The organism is Streptomyces pimonensis (assembly GCF_041380215.1).
GTDB lineage: Bacteria > Actinomycetota > Actinomycetes > Streptomycetales > Streptomycetaceae > Streptomyces > Streptomyces pimonensis.
On sequence record NZ_JAHWZY010000016.1, the window covers coordinates 26,078 to 44,101 of the forward strand.

16 protein-coding genes and 1 pseudogene are annotated in these 18,024 nt (G+C 73.5%); 13 read left to right on the forward strand and 4 right to left on the reverse strand.

Going from position 1 to position 18,024, the window contains the following annotated elements:
- Nucleotides 1-39 precede the first annotated feature (39 nt).
- Entirely contained in the window at nt 40-399 is a 360-nt protein-coding gene (locus KYY02_RS17555; RefSeq protein ID WP_371238910.1) for an ArsR/SmtB family transcription factor, read from the reverse strand.
- A 124-nt stretch (nt 400-523) separates the two neighbouring features.
- Here KYY02_RS17555 and KYY02_RS17560 point away from each other — a divergent pair, with 124 nt between their 5' ends.
- The 6 genes and pseudogenes from KYY02_RS17560 (at nt 524) to KYY02_RS17585 (ending at nt 6,658) form a co-directional block, all read left to right on the forward strand.
- Nucleotides 524-1,603, forward strand: coding sequence for an NADH:flavin oxidoreductase/NADH oxidase (locus tag KYY02_RS17560; RefSeq protein ID WP_371238911.1), 1,080 nt, complete (start codon nt 524-526; stop codon nt 1,601-1,603).
- A 237-nt stretch (nt 1,604-1,840) separates the two neighbouring features.
- Nucleotides 1,841-2,638 carry a pectate lyase gene (locus KYY02_RS17565; protein ID WP_371238912.1) on the forward strand — a complete coding sequence of 266 codons (798 nt, stop codon included), beginning with the start codon at nt 1,841-1,843 and terminating at the stop codon, nt 2,636-2,638.
- A gap of 83 nt (nt 2,639-2,721) precedes the next feature.
- Nucleotides 2,722-3,877, forward strand: a pseudogene (locus KYY02_RS17570) (WD40/YVTN/BNR-like repeat-containing protein).
- A 91-nt stretch (nt 3,878-3,968) separates the two neighbouring features.
- Entirely contained in the window at nt 3,969-4,646 is a 678-nt protein-coding gene (locus tag KYY02_RS17575; protein WP_371238913.1) for a uracil-DNA glycosylase, read from the forward strand.
- Complete coding sequence (locus KYY02_RS17580; protein WP_371238914.1) at nt 4,643-5,650, forward strand: N-acetylglucosamine kinase; 1,008 nt, start codon at nt 4,643-4,645, stop codon at nt 5,648-5,650. Before KYY02_RS17575 ends, KYY02_RS17580 begins: the two co-directional genes overlap by 4 nt.
- An 84-nt stretch (nt 5,651-5,734) precedes the next feature.
- Nucleotides 5,735-6,658: a sirohydrochlorin chelatase gene (locus KYY02_RS17585; RefSeq protein ID WP_371238915.1), complete on the forward strand. Its 924-nt coding sequence runs from the start codon at nt 5,735-5,737 to the stop codon at nt 6,656-6,658.
- 72 nt (nt 6,659-6,730) lie between these two features.
- Here KYY02_RS17585 and KYY02_RS17590 read toward each other — a convergent pair whose 3' ends face one another.
- Nucleotides 6,731-7,771, reverse strand: a complete 1,041-nt coding sequence (locus KYY02_RS17590) for a lactonase family protein (RefSeq protein ID WP_371238916.1) — start codon at nt 7,769-7,771, stop codon at nt 6,731-6,733.
- 88 nt (nt 7,772-7,859) lie between these two features.
- Nucleotides 7,860-9,347, reverse strand: coding sequence for an FUSC family protein (locus KYY02_RS17595; protein WP_371238917.1), 1,488 nt, complete (start codon nt 9,345-9,347; stop codon nt 7,860-7,862).
- A gap of 208 nt (nt 9,348-9,555) precedes the next feature.
- On the opposite strand from KYY02_RS17595, the gene KYY02_RS17600 reads away from it, so the two are divergent.
- The 4 genes from KYY02_RS17600 to KYY02_RS17615 all read left to right on the forward strand — a co-directional run bounded on the left by KYY02_RS17600 (nt 9,556) and on the right by KYY02_RS17615 (nt 14,542).
- On the forward strand, nt 9,556-10,032 hold the full coding sequence (locus tag KYY02_RS17600) for an Lrp/AsnC family transcriptional regulator (protein ID WP_371238918.1): 477 nt from the start codon (nt 9,556-9,558) through the stop codon (nt 10,030-10,032).
- A 20-nt stretch (nt 10,033-10,052) separates the two neighbouring features.
- On the forward strand, nt 10,053-10,748 hold the full coding sequence (locus KYY02_RS17605; protein WP_371238919.1) for an HAD family hydrolase: 696 nt from the start codon (nt 10,053-10,055) through the stop codon (nt 10,746-10,748).
- Nucleotides 10,749-10,883: 135 nt separating this feature from the next.
- Nucleotides 10,884-13,700 (forward strand): beta-L-arabinofuranosidase domain-containing protein, encoded by a 2,817-nt coding sequence (locus KYY02_RS17610; RefSeq protein WP_371238920.1) that lies wholly within the window; start codon nt 10,884-10,886, stop codon nt 13,698-13,700.
- A 92-nt stretch (nt 13,701-13,792) separates the two neighbouring features.
- Nucleotides 13,793-14,542: a DUF4142 domain-containing protein gene (locus KYY02_RS17615; protein ID WP_371238921.1), complete on the forward strand. Its 750-nt coding sequence runs from the start codon at nt 13,793-13,795 to the stop codon at nt 14,540-14,542.
- A 5-nt stretch (nt 14,543-14,547) separates the two neighbouring features.
- On the opposite strand, the gene KYY02_RS17620 is transcribed toward KYY02_RS17615, so the two are convergent.
- A complete protein-coding gene (locus KYY02_RS17620) occupies nt 14,548-15,345 on the reverse strand; it encodes a LysR family transcriptional regulator substrate-binding protein (protein WP_371238922.1) in 798 nt (265 codons plus the stop codon).
- Between the two features lie 58 nt (nt 15,346-15,403).
- Here KYY02_RS17620 and KYY02_RS17625 point away from each other — a divergent pair, with 58 nt between their 5' ends.
- The 3 genes from KYY02_RS17625 (at nt 15,404) to KYY02_RS17635 (ending at nt 17,996) form a co-directional block, all read left to right on the forward strand.
- On the forward strand, nt 15,404-15,796 hold the full coding sequence (locus KYY02_RS17625; RefSeq protein ID WP_371238923.1) for a DUF5997 family protein: 393 nt from the start codon (nt 15,404-15,406) through the stop codon (nt 15,794-15,796).
- 203 nt (nt 15,797-15,999) lie between these two features.
- Entirely contained in the window at nt 16,000-16,488 is a 489-nt protein-coding gene (locus KYY02_RS17630; RefSeq protein ID WP_371238924.1) for a hypothetical protein, read from the forward strand.
- 431 nt (nt 16,489-16,919) lie between these two features.
- Nucleotides 16,920-17,996, forward strand: a complete 1,077-nt coding sequence (locus KYY02_RS17635; protein WP_371238925.1) for a DNA polymerase III subunit beta family protein — start codon at nt 16,920-16,922, stop codon at nt 17,994-17,996.
- The last annotated feature ends 28 nt before the right edge of the window (nt 17,997-18,024 follow it).

An 18,024-nucleotide genomic window follows, 5' to 3' on the forward strand; every position in this document is an offset into this window, starting at 1 on the left:
CGCCCGGGACGGGAGGGGGCGCGTCCGCGCCCCGGACGGTCAGGGCACGTCGTGGCGGACGGCCTGGCGGGCGGCCGCGGTGAGCAGGCAGTCGAGCAGCCCCGGGAACAGGGCGTCCAGGTCCCCCCGGCGCAGGCCGTTCATCTTGGCGGTGCCCTCGTAGACCTGCCGGATCACACCGCTCTCGCGCAGCACCCGGAAATGGTGCGTGGTGGTGGACTTGGTGACCGGCAGATCGAAGTACGAGCAGGACAGCTCGACGCCCTCGGCGGCGAGCTCGCGGACGATCCGCAGCCGTACGGGGTCGGAGAGCGCGTGCAGGACCCCCTCCAGCCGGATCTCCTCGCGCGCCGGGTGCGGCAGATCGCGGCTGCTGGAGGCGGAGGAGGCGGTCGTCACGGCGGCTCACCTTCGGTACGGGGACCTTCAGGGTACGAGAACCATCGTAGTTTGACATCTCCCGTACTACGATGTTTATCGTACGACTCGCCCCCGCCCCGGCCCCCGCCGAATGGAGCCCGTCGTGAGCACGCTCTTCCAGCCGTACACCCTGCGCGCCGTCACCGTTCCCAACCGGGTGTGGATGCCTCCGATGTGCCAGTACTCGGCCGCTCCCGAAGGGCCCGGGGCCGGTGCGCCCGGCGACTGGCACCTCGCGCACTACGCGGCCCGCGCGGTCGGCGGCACGGGGCTGATCGTCGTGGAGGCCACCGCCGTGTCGCCGGAGGGCCGGATCTCGCCCTACGACCTCGGCATCTGGAACGACACCCAGGTCGAGGCGTTCCGCCGGATCACCCGCTTCCTCGCGTCGCAGGGCACCGTCCCCGCCGTCCAGCTCGCGCACGCCGGGCGCAAGGCGTCCACCGAGCGGCCCTGGAAGGGCGGCGCGCCGGTCGGGCCGGACGCCCACGGCTGGCAGCCGGTGGCCCCGAGCGCGGTCGCCTTCGACGAGCGGCACCCGGTGCCGGACGAGTTGTCCGCCGGCCGGATCCGCGGCGTCGTCGAACAGTTCCGCGCCGCCGCGCGCCGCGCGCTCGCCGCCGGGTTCGAGGTGGCCGAGATCCACGGCGCCCACGGCTACCTGATCAACGAGTTCCTGTCCCCGCACTCCAACCACCGCACCGACGCCTACGGCGGCTCGTACGAGAACCGGACGCGGTTCGCGCTCGAGGTGGTCGACGCCGTGCGCGAGGAGTGGCCGGACGACAAGCCGCTGTTCTTCCGGATCTCGGCCACGGACTGGCTGGAGGAGTCCGGCTGGACCCCGGACGACACCGTCCGCTTCGCCTCCGAACTGCACGCCCACGGCATCGACCTGCTCGACGTCTCCACCGGCGGCAACGCCTCCGGCGTCCGCATCCCGACCGGGCCCGGCTACCAGGTCCCCTTCGCCGCGCGGGTGCGCGACGAGACGCCGATGCCGGTCGCCGCCGTGGGGCTGATCACCGACGCCGAGCAGGCGGAGAAGATCGTGGCCAACGGCGAGGCGGACGCGGTGCTCCTCGGCCGCGAGCTGCTCCGCAATCCCTCGTGGGCCCGGCACGCGGCCCGCGAACTGGGCGGCGAGGTCCACGTACCGGACCAGTACCACCGCTCGGTCTGAGCACCGTCCGCCACCGCGCCGGTGGCCCGGGGCGCCTCCTCGCGCCCCGGGCCACCGGCGTCGGCCTTTCCCGGCCGAATGCGATGCGCGCGAGACGTTGACCAGAAAGCGCTTGCCCCATACCTTCCGTTCAGCAGCATGACCCGCCCACGTCAACCGGGCGGGCTTGTCGCGCACGATCCCGAACGTCGTTCACGCACATGGCTCGTACCCCCACACCACGGCAGAAGGAACGACATGACTTCCGCGAAACGACCACGCGTCCGCGCACTGACGGGCGCACTCGCCACCCTGGGCCTCTCCATTGGCATGCTCATGACTACAGGTGCGTCCTCGGTGAGCGCCACTACCTGGCCGACCGCGAACGGCAGCCAGGGCGTCTCCTCGACCATCTCCGTGTCCGGCACCAAGGACTACGGGATGAAGCGCCTGTACGGCACCGGCGACCTGGGCTCCGGCAGCCAGGACGAGGACCAGGGCCCGATCCTGGAACTGGCGGACGGCGCGGTCCTGAAGAACGTCGTCCTGGGCGCCCCCGCGGCCGACGGCGTCCACTGCAAGGGCTCCTGCACGCTGCAGAACGTCTGGTGGGAGGACGTCGGCGAGGACGCCGCCACGTTCAAGGGCAAGTCCTCGGGGTCGGTCTACACCGTCAGCGGCGGCGGCGCCAAGGAAGCCGGCGACAAGGTGTTCCAGTTCAACGGGGCCGGAACGCTGAACGTGTCGAACTTCGCGGTCAAGAACTTCGGCACCTTCGTCCGCTCCTGCGGCAACTGCTCCACGCAGTACAAGCGGACGATCAACCTCAACACCATCGAGGTGACCTGGAAGGGAAGCAGGATCGCCGGCATCAACACCAACTACGGCGACAGCGCGACCCTGCGGAACATCACGATCATCGGGGACAGCAGCAGGAAGATCGTCCCCTGTCAGAAGTACATCGGCAACGACGACGGCGACGAGCCGAGCAGCAACGGCTCCGGCCCCGACAGCACGTACTGCAAGTACGCGTCGTCCGACATCACCTACCGGTAGCCCCCACGGGTGACGGCCGTACGGGGCGTCCCGCGCGACGTCCCGTACGGCCTGCGGCGGCGCCGATCCAGGGGCGACTGTCAGTGGTGGGGTGCAGACTGACCGGAGTCCTGGAACGAGGACGTCGACGAAGACGTCTCGGAGGTGATCGGCATGACCGAGGTACTGCTCGCCGTGGGCACCCGCAAGGGCCTGTTCATCGGGCGCCGGCGGGGTGGCGCCTGGGAGTTCGACGAGAACCCTTACTTCAACGCGCAGGCCGTGTACTCGGTCGCCGTCGACACCCGTGGCGGGAGTCCGCGGCTGCTGGCCGCCGGGGACAGCGCGCACTGGGGCCCGTCGGTGTTCCACTCCGACGACCTGGGGCGCAGCTGGACCGAACCGGCCCGGCCCGCCGTCAGGTTCCCCAAGGACACGGGGGCTTCGCTGGAGCGGGTCTGGCAGCTGCACCCGTCCGAAGCCGAGCCGGACGTGGTGTACGCGGGGACGGAACCGGCCGCGCTGTACCGCTCGGAGGACCGCGGGGAGACCTTCGAGCTGGTCCGGCCGTTGTGGGAGCACCCCACGCGAGCGAAGTGGGTGCCCGGCGGCGGCGGTGAGGGGCTGCACACCGTACTGACCGACGCCCGTGACCCGAGGGCCGTGACGGTGGCCGTCTCCACCGCGGGCGTGTTCCGCACCCTGGACGGCGGTACGATCTGGGCCCCGTCCAACTCCGGGGTGTCCGCGGTGTTCCTGCCGGACCCGAACCCGGAGTTCGGGCAGTGCGTGCACAAGGTCGCCCGGGACGCGGGCGACCCGGACCGGCTGTACCTGCAGAACCACTGGGGCGTGTACCGCAGCGACGACGCGGGCGGAAGCTGGACGGACATCGGCGAGGGTTTGCCGTCGACGTTCGGCTTCACGGTCGTGACCCACCCCCACCGCGTCGGCACGGCGTACGTGTTCCCGATCAACGCCGACTCCGACCGGGTGCCGGCCGGCCGGCGCTGCCGGGTCTACCGGACCACGGACGGGGGCCGGAACTGGGAGCCGCTCACGGCGGGGCTGCCGCGGGAGGACCACTACGGCACGGTGCTGCGCGACGCGATGTGCCACGACGGGGCGGACCCGGCGGGCGTCTACTTCGGCAACCGCAACGGCGAGGTGTACGCGTCCGCCGACGACGGCGACAGCTGGCGGCAGTTGGCGTCGCACCTGCCGGACGTGCTGTGCGTACGGGCCGCGGTCGTCGCATGAGCCGCATCAGCCGCATCAGCCGCACGAAAGTTCCGTCCGGTCCCGGCCACCGGTTGATCCCCGCCGCCGTCGCGGCAGTAGGGTGACGCCCGTGGCACCACGACCCTTGAATGAAATCGTCGAAGCGGGCTGGGCGAAGGCCCTGGAGCCGGTGGCCGGACGAGTCGCCGCGATGGGGGACTTCCTGCGTGCGGAGATCGCCGCGGGACGCACCTACCTCCCGGCCGGAGCGAACGTCCTGCGGGCCTTCCAGCAGCCCTTCGACGAGGTACGCGTCCTGATCGTCGGGCAGGACCCGTACCCCACCCCGGGACACGCGGTGGGACTGTCGTTCTCGGTCGCGCCCGAGGTGCGGCCGCTGCCGGGCAGCCTCATCAACATCTTCCGGGAGCTCGGCACCGACCTGGGGCTGCCCCAGCCGTCCAACGGCGACCTCACCCCCTGGACCGAGCAGGGCGTGCTGCTGCTCAACAGGGCGCTGACGACGGCCCCGCGCAGGCCGGGCAGCCACCGCGACAAGGGCTGGGAGGAGGTCACCGAGCAGGCGATACGGGCGCTGGCCGGCCGGGGCAAGCCCCTGGTCTCCATCCTGTGGGGGCGGGACGCCCGCAACTGCCGCCCGATGCTGGGCGATCTGCCCGCGGTGGAGTCGGCCCATCCGTCGCCGAGGTCCGCCGACCGCGGCTTCTTCGGCTCCCGCCCGTTCAGCCGGGCCAACGACCTGCTGATCCGGCAGGGCGGCCAACCGGTGGACTGGCGCCTGCCGTGACCGGGCCCGGTTTCCTCGCCGTGGACTCCGGGGGTTCCGGTCTGCGGGCGGCCGTCGGGGCCGGCGGACGCGGCCCGCTGGCCCGCGCCGCTTCGGGGGGACCGGTGCGGACCGGTGGGCGTGGCATCGATCCGGGGCACTTCGTGGAGCGGCTGGTGCCGATGGCCCGGGCCCTGTGCGCCGAGGCCGGGATCGAGCGGCCGGAGGTGGCCGTCGTGGGCGCGGCCGGGCTGGCCGGGCTGGGGGACGCGCTGCGCGCGGAGCTGCCGGACGCGCTCCACCGTGAGCTGGGCGTGCGACGGGCGGCGCTGGCCGCGGACGCCGTCACCGCGTACGTGGGTGCGCTCGGGCCGCGGCCGGGTGCGGTGATCGCCGCCGGTACGGGTCTGGTCGCGATCGGCACCGACCTGACCGGCTGGCGCCGGGCGGACGGCTGGGGCCACCTGCTCGGCGACTGCGGCGGTGGCGCCTGGGTCGGGCGGGCGGGGCTGGAGGCGGCACTGCGGGCGCACGACGGACGGCGGGGCGGCTCCACGCGGCTGCTGGCCGCCGCGGAGGACGTGTTCGGTCCGGCGGCCGAACTGCCCGGCCGGCTGTATCCGCGGACCGGCCGACCGGCCGTGCTCGCCTCCTTCGCGCCCCGGGTGGGCGAGTGCGCGGCCGACGGCGACCCCGTCGCCGTGCAGGTGCTGCGGGCCGCGGCCCGGCACATGGCCGACTCCGCCGAGGCGGTGTGCCCGGCGGCGGACGCGCCGGTGATCGGTCTCGCCGGAGGCCTGTTCCGGATGGGCGCCGCGCTGCTCGACCCCCTGGACGAGGAGCTGACCGAGCGGTTGCCGGGGGTGCGGTGGGTCATGGCCGAAGGAGACCCCCTGGACGGGGCGGTCCGCGTCGCGGAGGACCTCCTCGCCGGCTCGTTCACCCTTCCGTACGACGAGAGGATGTTGTGTGTGACGGGCCCTGAAGGTGAGGTCGTCACCCGGGCGGCCGGCGTCCGTACGTAACTCATCAGACAAAACCGGACGGATACCGCTCACCTGCACCCTCCCCGAACAGGGGAATCCGGGAAGCCACTAACATGCGGCAATATGAGCACCCCCACTGGGCCCGCGTCCGGCCTGCCAGTACGAATGCCGCGCCCCCGTCAGCCCGGGCGGCACCGCCGTCCCGAGCCGCTGGTGGCTCCCGAGGACGCGCCCGCGCTCGTCCTCGCCGTGCCGGGTGCGCCCAGTAGTGCCACCCGCTCGCTCGCCGACGAGGTCGTGAGCATCGCCCGTTCCGAGCTGCCCGGTCTGGACGCGCGGATCGGCTACCTCGACGGCGACGGCGAGGAGTTCCCCTCGCTGACGTCCGTCCTCACGCACGCGGGCGGGGAGCGCACGGCCCGCTTCGAGCAGGCCCGTGCCGCAGGCATGGACGTCAGGGAACCCGAGGGTCCCGTCGCCGTCGTCGTGCCGCTGCTCGCCGGTCCGGACGGCGCGCTGCTGCGCCAGGTCCGCCAGGCCGTGATGGACAGCCGTGTCGCCGCGGAACTGACCGATGTGCTGGGTCCGCACCCGCTGCTCGCCGAGGCGCTGCACGTGCGGCTCTCCGAGGCCGGTCTGGCCCGCGCCGACCGTGCCCGCCTGTTCACCGTGGCGACCGCGGCGGACGGCATCATCCTGGCCTCCGTGGGCGGTGACGAGGCCGTGCAGGCGGCCGGGATCACCGGCATGCTGCTCGCCGCGCGCCTCGCCGTTCCGGTGATGGCGGCGGCCCTGGACCAGGACGGCTCCATCGCCTCCGTGGCCGAGCAGCTGCGGGATTCCGGCTCGCAACAGCTGGCGCTCGCGCCGTACCTGATCGGCCCGGAGATCGACGCCAGCCTGGTCGAGGAGGCCGCGAAGGAGGTGGGGTGCTCCGCCGCCGAGGCGCTGGGCCCGTACCCGGCGATCGGCAAGCTGGCGCTGGCCAAGTACACGACCGCGCTGGGCATCGCCCCGCAGCAGGCGCAGAGCACCCCGGCCCGCTGACCCGGCCGGCTCCCGCACGACGCCGAAAGGGCCCGCTCCGGTTCTCCGCCGCGGGCCCTTCGTCATGCCCCTTCAGGCTCCCGGCCGGCCGGTGACCACGCAGGACGCCGCGGCCACCGGGACGGAGCCGGCGCGTCGCGGCACTCCCGTGTCCGGGTCGAGCGCGAACCAGGTCACGTCCCCGGAACGCTCGTTGGCGACGTACAGGACACCGTCGGACTCGGTGATCGCGCGGGGCCAGCGCCCACCGCAGGGGACGGTGGCGACCAGGACCAGCACCCTGCCCCTCCCCTCGACCGCGAACACCGACAGGACGTCCTCGCCGCGGGTCGCGGTCCACACGAAGCGTCCGTCGGGCGAGACGGCCACCCCGGACGGGTAGGCGTCGCCGGCCGGGGCGCCGGGCAGGACCGGGACCTCGGCCAGCGGTCCCAGCGCGGCGCCGACGGCGTCCCAGCGGCAGACCACGAGGGTGGGGCGGAGCTCGTTGAGGACGTACGCGTACGCCCCGTCGGGGTGGAAGGCCAGGTGCCGCGGGCCCGAGCCCGGGCGCAGGGCGGTCTCGCGGTACGGTGCGAGCACTCCGTCGGCCAGGGTGCAGACCCGTATCGAGTCCGTGCCGAGGTCGACACCGACCGCCCAGCGACCGCTCGGGTCGGGCTGCACCTGGTGGGCGTGCGGGCCCTGCTGACGCTGTGGATGGGGACCGGAGCCGCTGTGCCGGAACACCCCGGACACCGGCGCGAGGCTGCCGTCCGGGCGGACGGGGACGGCGCTGACGCTGCCGGAGCCGTAGTTCGCGGTGAGGACGTGTCCGGCGAAGAGAGTGAGGTGGGTCGGCCCGCTGCCGTCCACCCGCACCCGGCGCCCGGCCGGCTCCGGCCCGTCCCCGGTCACGCGGAACGCCGCCACGGCGCCCTCGGCCGTCTCGCTGACCGCGTACAGCATGCGGCCGTCGGGCGACAGGACCAGGTAGGACGGGTCGGGCACGGCGTTCAGGGTGCTCAGGACGGTCAGCGCACCGCTGTCGGGGGCGACGGCCGCGGTGACGATGCCCGGGCCTCCCGCCGCCGTGAACGACCCGATGAACGCCCGCCGTCCGCCGTCCGCCACGGCTGTCCCCTCTCGTCCGCTGCCGACCTGGGCGACGGTAGCAGCCGACCACATCGGGTCCGGGCCACAGACCCGGCGCCCGTGCGGCTCAGGCCCCGACCAGCGGGGAGCCCGACGGCGCCCGCAGCGGCGCGGCCAGCTCGGCGAGGGCGCGTTCCAGGCCGTAGAGGTGGGCCAGGGCGGGTTCCGTCCCGGCCGGGGAGGTCCGTACGGTGATGTCCCGGCCGCCGGTGAGTGCCTCGACGGCGGCCTCGACGCGCCAGCAGGCGGCGGCCAGACGGGCGTCGTGCGAGGCCGCCGGGTCGGCGGCGACGGCGACGAGGCCGCGGATCTCCCGGGCGCAGTCGTCGAGCAGGTCGAGCACCCGCCGGGCGCGCCGCTTGCGGCCGAGCACGGGGTTCAGCGGATGCACCAGCGGGGCGACCGAGAGCCGTACCCGGGCGAGCAGCTGTTCCAGCTCCGCCACCATCGGCGCCGGGTCGGCGTCCGCCCTCCCGGCCAGCCGGGCGGCCGCCTCGGCGGTGCACGCGTGGACGCAGCGCAGGGCCCGCTGGATCCAGGCGTCGGTGACGCTGTGCGTGGTCACGGGCAGGACGAACGCCACCGCCAGCACGGCGCCGAGCGCGCCGACGGCGGTCTCCACGAGCCGGAGTGCCAGCAGGCCGGGGGTGAGCACGCCCAGCAGGCCGTAGAGCATGGCGGCGAGCACCGTCACCCAGAGCATCATCCAGGTGTAGGACACGGCGGCCGTGTAGAAGATCCCGAAGACCGCGACGGCGACGACCAGGGCGGTCGACGGCCCGTCCCCGTGCGCGGGGACGGCGACGAAGAGCGCGAGCCCGATGCCGATGACGGTGCCGAGCACCCGGCGGAAGCCGCGCACCAGGGTCTCGCCGCGCGAGGCGGTGTTGACGAAGACCCACCAGGTGGCGCCGACGGCCCAGTACCAGCGCTGCCCGGACACCAGCTGGCCCACGACCAGGGCGAAGCCCGCGCCTGCGGTCGCCTGGACCGCCTGGCGGGTGGTCACACGGGCCAGTCCGGTGCCGCCGGGCGGCGCCGGTACGACGGGCGGGGGCAGTCGGCGCTCGTAGCACCACAGCCCGAAGCGCACCGCGGCCGCGGCGAGCAGGGACAGCAGGACGGAGGCGTACAACTCGGGAAGCTGGCCGGTCCCCGCCTGCAGGAACTGCGCCACGAAATAGGTCATGAACGCGAAGACCCCGAGACTGTGGCCTCGCGGGCCCCAGCGTCGCGCGTACACGCCGAGTCCGACCACGGCGAGGAAGGTGAGGTCGCGGGCGACCGGGTGGTCGTGCAGCACGGCCGCGGCGGCGAGCACCGGCAGGCCGACGGCGGGCAGCAGCGCCGTGGTGACGGCCTGCCCGCGGACCGTGGCGTCGGTGACGGTGAACAGGGCGAGCAGCGCGGCGAGCCCACCGGTGACGACGCCGGTGAGCGAGTGTCCGGCCAGACCGCAGACGACGACGGCCAGACCGATGCCGAGCACGGCCCGCGCCGCGAAGCGCAGCCGCGTCCGGCCCGGGTCCGGAGCCGTGAACACCCTCTTCAGCACGTACCGCCCCCTGGGAGATCCGATGGTGTGCGCCGTGGCACGAAAAAGGCGCCGCGGGGTCGTCCGCAGCGCCATCGACTCATCTATATCAGCATCCTTTCCACCAGTGGCTCAACAGGTTCTTGTGAGAGTGGGCCATTGGTACAGTGATCGCGGCATTCCTACGGCCATCGAAGTGCCAATGGCCGACCCGGGGACGTGGCGCCCGATGGCCGTGGACGCACTCGACACCCGCATCCTGCGGCTACTGCTGGAACAGCCCCGCACCAGCGTGCGGGAGTACGCCCGGATCCTCGGGGTCGCCCGCGGCACCCTTCAGGCCCGCCTCGACCGTATGGAGCGCGAGGGAGTGATCACCGGTACCGGCCCCGCCCTCTCCCCCGCCGCGCTGGGCCATCCCGTCCTCGCGTTCGTGCACATCGAGGTCACCCAGGGGCACCTGGACGAGGTGGGCGACGCGCTGGCCGCCGTACCGGAGATCGTCGAGGCGTTCTCCATCACCGGCGGTGGCGATCTGCTGACCCGGGTCGTGGCGCGCGACAACGCGCATCTGGAGGACGTGATCCAGAAGCTGATCAGCCTGCCCGGCGTGGTCCGCACCCGCAGCGAGGTGGCGCTGCGCGAACGCGTCCCGCACCGGCTGCTGCCGTTGGTCGAGTCGATCGGCCGTACGGCGCGCAGGTGAGTCCTGCCATCCTGGACCCCATGAACACTCTCGGCAGCCTCTCGGTCATCTTCGATCTCGACGGAACGCTCGTGGACAGCGAACCGAACTACTACGAGGCGGGCCGGCGGACCCTCGCCGAGTACGGGGTGCCGGACTTCTCCTGGGCCGAGCACGAGCGCTACGTCGGGATCAGCACCCGGGAGACGATCGCCGACTGGCGGGAGCGGTACGACCTGTCCGCCCCGGTGGAGGAGCTGCTCGCGGTCAAGAACCGCCACTACCTGCGGCTGGCCGCCGCCTCGACGCGGGTGTACCCGCAGATGCGGGCGTTCGTCGAGCTGCTGGCGGCCGAGGAGGTGCCGATGGCCGTGGCGTCCGGCTCCTCACCCGAGGCGATCGGGGCGATCCTGCCCGGCACGGGCCTGGACACGCATCTGCGCACCGTCGTCGCGGCCGACGAGGTCGCGCATGGCAAGCCGGCCCCCGACGTCTTCCTGGAGGCGGCCCGCAGGATCGGCGCGGACCCGGCCGACTGCGTGGTGGTCGAGGACGCGGCCCCGGGCGCCGCCGCCGCGCACGCGGCCGGGATGCGCTGCATCGCAATCCCCTACGTCGCCGCCCAGGCCGACGCCCCCGGGTTCGCCACCGCCGACCTGCTGCTGCGCGGCGGGCAGGAGGAGTTCACGGCACGGGCCGCGCTCGCCTGGCTGGCGGACTCCGTCCGGCGCTCCTGACCGGCCTCCGTCCTCCGCGTCCCCGGTGAACGTCCGGAACCGATCGCTCCCGGACCGTTGACGCCCCTCCGCCTCCTCCCTATCGTCTGGTCGATTGTTCGCACAGCGTTCGCGATATCGAACAGAGGAGCATCCATGGCACCGCCCCTCTCCCGACGGACCCTCTTCCGGGCCGCCGCCCTGACGGCGACCACGGCCTCCACGGCGGACGTCAAACGCTCCGTCGCCGCACCCGCCACCCGGGCCGGCGCCTCCGGTGCGCCGGCGGCGTGGACCGTACGGCCCTTCGGGCTGGAGGACGTGACGCTCGGACCGGGCGTCTTCGCCGGCAAACGACAGCTGATGCTCGACCACGCCCGCGGCTACGACGTGCACCGGCTGCTCCAGGTCTTCCGCGCCAACGCCGGACTGTCCACCCGGGGAGCGGTCGCACCCGGCGGCTGGGAGGGGCTGGACGGGGAGGCCGACGGCAATCTGCGCGGCCACTACACCGGCCATTTCCTGACCGTGCTGGCGCAGGCGTACCGCAGCACCGGCGAGCAGGTCTTCGCCGACCGGATCGCCACCGTGGTCGGGGCCCTGACCGAGGTGCGGGAGGCGCTGCGGCGCGATCCGGCCGTGCTGAGCGTCGAGGGACGGTTCGGCCGCGCGGCGGAGAACGTGCGCGGCTCGTACCAGTACGTGGACCTTCCGGCGACCGTCCTCGCCGACACCCCGGCGCTCACCCTGTCCGCGTGGGTGCGGCCGGCCCACGGCGCCGCCTGGGCCAGGATCCTCGACTTCGGCGACGGCACCACCCGCTACCTTTACCTGGCCGCCCGCAACGCGAACGGGGTGCCGAGGTTCGCCGTCACCACCTCGGGGCCGGGCGGCGAACAGGGCCTCGACGGCGCCGTGCCGCTGCCGGTCGGCGAGTGGAGCCATCTGGCCGTGACCCTGGCCGACGGCACCGGCACCCTCTACGTCGACGGCGCCGCCGTGGCCCGGAACACGGCCATCACGCTGACCCCGGCCGCGCTCGGCACCCTCGCGGACCATTGGCTGGGACGCTCCCACTTCCCCGCCGATCCGGTCTTCGCGGGCGCCCTCGAGGACGTCAACGTCTACGCGCGGGCGCTGACCGCCGCCGAGGTCGCCGGGATGCAGAACCGTCGGGCCGCCGACACGCCCGCCGGCCGGGGCGACCTCGCGTCGTACGCCTTCGACGAGACGGCCGGGGCCGGCTTCGCGGACGCCTCCGGCCGGGGTCTCGACGCCACCCTGCGCCGCACCTGGGGCGCGCCCAGCCACCCGGGCTTCCTCGCCGCTTACCCGGAGACGCAGTTCATCGAGCTGGAGTCGATGACCCGCAGCGACTACACCCGGGTGTGGGCGCCGTACTACACCGCGCACAAGATCCTCGGGGGACTGCTCGACGCGTATCTCGCCACGGACGACGACCGGGCGCTCGATCTGGCGTCCGGCATGTGCGACTGGATGCACGCACGGCTGTCCGTGCTGCCGGCGACCACTCTGCAGCGGATGTGGGGCCTGTTCTCCAGCGGGGAGTTCGGCGGCGTCGTCGAGGCGGTCTGCGACCTGTACGCGATCACCGGACGGGCCGAGCATCTCGCGCTCGCCAAGCTGTTCGACCTGGACCGGCTCATCGACGCCTGCGCCGCCGGCACCGACGTCCTGGAAGGGCTGCACGCCAACCAGCACATCCCGATCCTCACCGGCCTGGCGCGGCTGTACGACGAGACGGGCGAACAGCGCTACCTCACGGCCGCGAAGAACTTCTGGGACATGGTCGTGCCCCACCGCACGTACGCGATCGGCGGCACCAGCAGCGGCGAGTTCTGGAAGGCCCGCGACGTGATCGCGGGCACGGTCTCCGACACCACCGCCGAGACGTGCTGCGCGTACAACATGCTCAAGCTGAGCCGGATGCTCTTCTTCCACGAGCAGGATCCGGCGTACATGGACCACTACGAGCGAACCCTGTTCAACCAGGTGCTCGGTTCCAAGCAGGACCGGCCGGACGCGGAGAAGCCGCTCGTCACCTACTTCATCGGCCTGACCCCCGGTCATGTGCGCGACTACACGCCCAAGCAGGGGACCACCTGCTGCGAGGGCACCGGCATGGAGAGCGCCACCAAGTACCAGGACTCGGTGTACTTCGCGAGGGCCGACGGGAGCGCCCTGTACGTCAACCTCTACAGCGCCTCCCGGCTGACCTGGGCGGAGAAGGGCGTCACGGTCACGCAGACCACCCGCTACCCAAAGGAGCAGGGCAGCACGCTCACCGTCGGCGGCGGCCGGGCCTCCTTCGCTCTGCTGCTGCGGGTGCCGTCCTGGGCGACCGCGGGCTTCCGGGTGACCGTCAACGGGCGTGCCGTGCCCGGCGCTCCGGTCCCCGGCCGCTACTTCGAGGTCGCGCGGACCTGGCGCGACGGCGACACCGTACGGATCTCCGTACCCTTCCGGCTGCGGGTGGAGCGGGCCCCCGACGACCCCACGCTGCAGGCCCTGTTCCACGGCCCGGTCAACCTGGTCGCCCGCCGTCCGGGGCCGGAGGCCGTGCGGTTGGGGCTGTACCGCAACGCCGGCCTCTCCGGTGACCTGCTGCCCTCCCTCGCCCCGGTCCCGGACGAACCCCTGCACTACACGCTGGACGGCATCGAGCTGGCGCCCTTCGCGGAGGGCACCGAGGACCCGACCCACGTCTACGTCCGGCGCTCGGAACCGCGTGTGATCTTCGGCACGGTGGACTCCGGAGTCGCCAACCCCGCCCGGGGCGACGGCACGACCCTGCTCGACGAGGTCTGGGCCGGAGCTCCCTTCCACGGCAAGGAAGCGCTGGTGGCGCGGGTGCGGTCCACCGTGGCGGCCTGGGTCTCCGAGGGGCTGCTGAGCCGCGCCGACGGCGACAGGGTGGTGAGTACGGCGCAGAAGGCCTCCTACGCCCGCTGACCCCGGCCGGAAATTCTTTCCCGAACGGTGATTGTCCCGCTTCCGGCGTCCGTACGTCCTGCTGTCGGGCCGTTCTCGTCCCAGGAGGCACGATGCGCATCTCGCGCAGCACGGCAGGAACCGCGTTCGTGGGCGGAGCCATGATCCTCACCCTCACCGCGCTCGCCTGTCCCACCATGCTGGGCGCACAGAACACATCCACCAGGCAGGACCGGGTGGTGGCCAACACGAACTACGGCCCGCTGACCGAGGCGGACCGCGACCTCGTGGTGAGGGTGTGCGCGGCGGGGTTGTGGGAGCACCCGCTGGGGCTGCTGGCGAGGGAGCGGGGTACGACGGCGGAGATGAAGGAGGCGGGCGAGCACCTGGTCGTCGGTCACGGCCGGCTCGACGAGAGCTGCCGCAAGATCTCCCTGGAGCTCGGCATCACGCCGCCGAACCAGGCGTCACCGCAGCAGCAGGGGTTCGTGGAGACCGTGAGGCCCACCAGCGGCAAGGAGTTCGACTCCACGGCGGTGAACATCATGCGCGTGACGCACAGGCAGATCTTCCCCGTCATCGCCGGCATCCGGGCCAACACCAGGAACACCCCGGTCCGGCAGCCGGCCGACCAGGCCAACGACACGGTGCTCGACCACATCACGGTGCTGGAGAAGACGGGGCTGGTCAATCACGAACAGGTCAACTTCCAGCAGACCAGCCCGCCGAAGATGCCACGGGAGCAGGTGACCCCGCCGGCTCCGCAGGCGGGTGCTCCGGTCCTCGCGCTGGAGATCCCCGAGGGGCTGGAGGACCTCGACACCGCGTCCCCGACGCCGTCGCCGTCGCCGACGGTCAGGTGACCGGATCAGGACCCGCGGCGGGGCTTGCCCCGCCGCGGGCTCTTCGGTGTGCCGCCGGTGGCGCTCCGGTGGCCGCGGCCGGCCGGCTGCTGCCGTCGGGCGGCGCGTTCGGGCTTCTTCCCCTGCGCGGACTTCTTCTCCTGCGCGGACTTCTTCTCCTGCGCGGACTTCCTCTCCTGCGCGGGCTGCTGCCTGCGGCCGCGGGTGCTGTTGACGGTCCGGCCGCGGACGATCCCGATGAGGTCCTCGACCCGGTCCGTCGTCGCCGCCTCGGGCCAGGACAGCGCCACGCTCGACCCGGGGGCCGGTTCGAGCGGCCGGTGGGTGAGGTCCTTGCGGTGGTGCAGCCGGGCGAGCGACAGCGGTACGACGAGCACGCCGATCCCGGCCGCGACGAGCTCGATCGCGTCGGCGGTGGTGGCGGGGCGTTCCAGTGCGGGCCGCCCGGGCAGGCTCTCCCAGTCGAGGACGTCGTCCAGGGGGTGCAGCACGATGTCGTCGGCCAGGTCCTCGGGGGACACCGTGTCGACCGCCGTGACGAGATGGTCCTTGGGAACCACGACGACCGTCCGCTCGGTGTAGAGGGGGATCGCGCTGAGGACCGTACGGTCGACGGGCAGCCGGACGAGGCCCGCGTCGGCGTCACCGCCCAACAGCAGGCCCTGCGCCGCCTCGGCGGGGACCTGCGTGAGGGTCAGTGGTACGTCGGGCAGCCGCTCGTTCCAGATGCGCACCCATTTGTCGGGCATCACGCCGGGTACGTACACGAGCCGGAACGAGGGGGACACTTCCGAGCCTGTCACCTGGCCAGGTTACCGGCCGTGGTCGGCGGCCGTGCACACGCTCGATACCCTGGACACCATGACGCAGCACCAGAGCACCCAGACGATGAAGCCCGCGACCGCGGCGAAGAAACTGGGTGTGTACCTCGACGCCACCCCCGCCGACTTCCGGGACGGTGTCGTCTCACGCGCCGAGCTGAACGCGCTCCAGGCGGACCCGCCGCAGTGGCTGCGGGACCTGCGGCGCGACGGCCCCCACCCCCGCCCTGTGGTCGCGGCGAAGCTGGGCGTCTCCATCGCCGGCCTCGCGCGCGGCGGGGTCGCCGAGGCCCTCACCACCGAGCAGATCGAGGCACTGAAGGAGGAGCGCCCCGAGTGGCTGGAGCGGGAGCGCGCCACCCAGGCCGAGGTCCGCAAGGAGGCGGCCCGGATCAAGAAGCGGAACGCGGAGCGCGCGGAAGGCGACGGCTGACCCCGGAGCGTCTCGTCCGGACCCCGCCGGGGCCGCGGGCCCCGGCGCCGGCCGGGCCGGCCGGAAGGCGCCGTCGTCCGGAGCCGGACGAGACTCCTTGAACGCCAGCCCTCGCCACCCTTCCGGCGAAGAGAAACATCCACCAGCATGTCCGTATCGCATGCGCCCCCAGCGGCGCAGCCGACCGCGCCCGGGGTGGGGACATGCACAGCGCCATGTGGAGACAAGCCGTCGAGTGGCTGGCCGCGGCGGCCACGGACCCGCAGGAGTGCAAGCGCGAGTGGGACCACGGCAAGGGCACGGCGCTGCTCGCGGCGGGCCGGTACTGGGACGTGCTGAGCGTGCCCGACCGTCTCGGGCTGCTCGCCCTGGACATCCTGTGGCGCGACCCCCTGAAGGCGCCCGGTCCCACGCTGGTGGACGTCACGGCCCGCAGGGTGGGGTTCTTCCTGCCGCCCGACCCGGTCGGCGAATGGATCGGCTTCGGGGTGCGGCACGTGGGCCGGGGGTCCTGGGTCGCCGTGCCGCCGCCCTACCGGCCGGCCGGGCGTCTGGAGTGGCTGGTCCCGCCGGACGGCGCCGGCACCCTGCACGCCCCCGGCCCGCTCGAGCTGGCGCTGCGCGGGGCGGCCGGCACGCTCGCCGTGCTGGCGCCGGTCGGCACGGAGCCGGCGGGCCCGGAGGGCTGGTGAGCTCCTTGCGGGTGTCCTCCGGGGGGCGGTCGCAGCAGCGGGGGCGGGGAAGGGCACGGGCGGCACCGTCGCGCGCTCACCGGCCGTAGCGGCGAGGGAGGCCCACAGGCCGTCGCGGTGCTCCGGGACCGTCCGGCACCCGGCCCGCCACTGCGCGACGAGGGCCGTACGGACCGGTGTGCGGCCGCCGGGCCCGCTGGTGGGTTCGGCGTACGACCGGCCCGCGGCGTCGCGCCCGAGAAGGCGCCGCGCCGTCCCAGTGCTGTCCATGCCGGTCCGACGCGTTCCCGTGCGCCGGTGGCCCCAGGCCCGCCGGGCCGGGCGAAGCCCTCACTTGTACGGCCCTCCCCGGACAGTCGCTGTGGACAGGGCGGGCCGGGGTTGACCCTCGACCTTGTCGAGGGACCAGGGTTTCCGGCGTGGAGAGCGAGATGCGCAGCATTGGTGAGATGGCCCGGGACAGCGGGCTGGGCGTGAGCGCCCTGCGGTTCTACGACCGTGCCGGTGTCCTGGTCCCCGACCGGGTGGATCCGGCCAGCGGCTACCGCTGGTACGCCCCCGGGCAGCTGGACGAGGCCCGGCTGCTGGCCCGGCTGCGCCGGTCCGGGATGCCGCTGGCGGACATCCGGCTGGTGCTGGCCGGCTGGACGGGCGCCGACACCGATCTCGTACGACAGCTGCTCCGGGCGCATCTGCGCCGGCTGGAGCAGGGGCTGTCCGATGCCCGCGCCGAGTTCTCCGCGCTCCGAGCCGTCCTCGACCACAGGGAGAACCCCATGACCTCGCTCCGCACCGACACCGCCGTACGGCTGTCCCTCTCCGGCTCCGGGCTGGCCGCCGCGCTGGACGCGGTCCGGTTCGCGGCCGGCACCGACCCGGAGCTGCCGATGCTCGGCGGGATCCTTTTCGACGTCGAGGGCGGCGCGCTGTGCCTGGTCGCCACCGACCGGTACCGGATGGCCGTGGCGCGCGCCGCCGCCGACGGGCACGACGGGTCCCTCGTCCAGGTCACCGTGCCCCTTCCGCTCGCCGACGCGATGCGTGCGTTGCTGGACGGCGAGGGACAGGTCCGGCTCGCCGTGGACGGTGACCGGGTGACGCTGGAGACCGGGGAGCGGCAGGCGGCCGGCCAGTGCCTCGACCACGACTTCCCGGACTACCGGCGGCTGGTCCGCCTTCCGGCCGGGCGGCGCGTCGTGGTGGACGCGCCGGCCTTCCGGGAGGCGGTGCGTACCGGCCCCGTCCGCGCGGGCGGGGAGGGCGGGACGTCCGCAGGCCTCAGCGTGCTGGAGGTGACGGAGGACGGCTCGGTCGCCCTGGTCGGGGACGGCTGCGACGGCCGGGACCCCGTCGCCGTGAACCGCGCTTTCCTGCTGGACGCGCTCGCCGCGGGGGGCGACGACCGGTTGATTCTCGAGTTCGGCGCTCCCACCACACCCCTCGCGATCCGCCGGCCGGACGACGCGCACACGTTCTCGCTCCTGATGCCGGTACGGCTCGAGGAGTAGAGGCAGTGCCGTTCGGCTCCTGCCGGGG

Excerpts from the sequence above, each read along its gene's own strand:
- KYY02_RS17610 (WP_371238920.1), top strand. The coding sequence starts at position 10,884 with ATGGCACCGCCCCTCTCCCGACGGACCCTCTTCCGGGCCGCCGCCCTG.
- KYY02_RS17565 (WP_371238912.1), top strand. The coding sequence starts at position 1,841 with ATGACTTCCGCGAAACGACCACGCGTCCGCGCACTGACGGGCGCACTC.
- KYY02_RS17635 (WP_371238925.1), top strand. The coding sequence starts at position 16,920 with ATGCGCAGCATTGGTGAGATGGCCCGGGACAGCGGGCTGGGCGTGAGC.
- KYY02_RS17615 (WP_371238921.1), top strand. The coding sequence starts at position 13,793 with ATGCGCATCTCGCGCAGCACGGCAGGAACCGCGTTCGTGGGCGGAGCC.
- KYY02_RS17630 (WP_371238924.1), top strand. The coding sequence starts at position 16,000 with ATGCACAGCGCCATGTGGAGACAAGCCGTCGAGTGGCTGGCCGCGGCG.
- KYY02_RS17605 (WP_371238919.1), top strand. The coding sequence starts at position 10,053 with ATGAACACTCTCGGCAGCCTCTCGGTCATCTTCGATCTCGACGGAACG.
- KYY02_RS17625 (WP_371238923.1), top strand. The coding sequence starts at position 15,404 with ATGACGCAGCACCAGAGCACCCAGACGATGAAGCCCGCGACCGCGGCG.
- KYY02_RS17600 (WP_371238918.1), top strand. The coding sequence starts at position 9,556 with ATGGCCGTGGACGCACTCGACACCCGCATCCTGCGGCTACTGCTGGAA.
- KYY02_RS17585 (WP_371238915.1), top strand. The coding sequence starts at position 5,735 with ATGAGCACCCCCACTGGGCCCGCGTCCGGCCTGCCAGTACGAATGCCG.